Source organism: Marinobacter algicola DG893 (assembly GCF_000170835.1).
Taxonomy (GTDB): Bacteria; Pseudomonadota; Gammaproteobacteria; order Pseudomonadales; family Oleiphilaceae; genus Marinobacter; species Marinobacter algicola.
The window spans coordinates 1-1,196 of the sequence record NZ_ABCP01000099.1 but is presented as its reverse complement, the minus strand read 5'-3'; the positions used below and the strand labels follow the sequence as shown (position 1 = coordinate 1,196).

Sequence of the window (1,196 nt, the reverse complement as noted above, 5' to 3'; positions counted from 1 at the left end):
GTATCCGCCAGCAAGGCCCCCGCCTGTCCGCTCCCTGAGCTGGAATGTAATGAGTACACGCACCCAATTACGTCATGCCCGTCGCCTGGTAATAAAAATCGGAAGCGCCTTGCTAACCAACGATGGCAGAGGTCTGGATGTTGCTGCTCTCGGGTTGTGGGTGGACCAGATTGCAGAGTTGGTCACTGCTGGTGTTGAAGTGGTGGTGGTGTCATCGGGCTCTGTGGCTGAAGGTATGAGCCGCCTGGGCTGGACAGTTCGTCCTGAACAACTGCATGAGCTGCAGGCAGCTGCTGCCGTTGGTCAAATGGGGCTGGTGCAGACCTGGGAGGCTCAGTTCAAACGCCATGATTTGCATACCGCGCAGATTCTGCTGACCCACGACGACCTGTCTGATCGCAAACGTTACCTCAATGCTCGTAGCACACTGCGAGCGCTGCTCGATTTTGGCGTGGTGCCCATCGTCAACGAGAACGATACCGTCGTCACCGATGAAATCCGCTTCGGCGACAACGATACCCTGGGTGCATTGGTCGCCAACCTGATCGAAGCTGATGGCCTGATCATCCTCACCGACCAGCTCGGACTGTTTGACAAAGACCCTCGCAAAAATCCCGATGCCCGACTGGTCGACGAACGCCTCGCCAGCGACACCGGGCTCGATGCCATGGCGGGTGGGGGTGCTGGTGTATTGGGCCGCGGCGGTATGCAAACCAAAGTCCGCGCCGCCCGCCTGGCTGCCCGCTCTGGCGCTTTCACCGTTATCATTGGTGGCCGAATCGAAAAAGCCATCGCCCGCCTGCGCGACGGTGAAAGCATCGGCACCCTGCTGCTTCCCGAGCAAGGTCGAATTGCCGCCCGCAAACAGTGGCTTGCCAGCCATCTCCAGACTCGCGGTAAGCTCACCCTAGACCAGGGTGCTGTCAACGTCCTCTGTCGTGGTGGTCGTAGCCTCCTGCCGGTTGGTGTAAAAAGTGTGTCCGGCCAGTTCCGCCGGGGTGAAATGGTTTCTTGCGTGGATGAAAACGGCAAGGAAATCGCTCGCGGCCTCGTCAATTACGATGCCGACGAGGCCAGAGCCATTGCCGGTCGCTCCAGCAACCGTATAACAGAGGTTCTGGGTTACATCTCCGACGAAGAAATGATCCACCGAGACAACATGGTGATTGTCTAGCTCTTACTCCCTATGTAAGGGA

The 1,196-nt window shown here is 58.3% G+C and carries 1 protein-coding gene; it reads left to right on the top strand.

The genetic code is table 11. The annotated features are described in order from the left end of the window. Positions 1–49 precede the first annotated feature (49 nt). A complete protein-coding gene (gene proB / locus MDG893_RS20380) occupies positions 50–1,174 on the top strand; it encodes a glutamate 5-kinase (protein WP_007155747.1) in 1,125 nt (374 codons plus the stop codon). Positions 1,175–1,196: the final 22 nt, after the last annotated feature.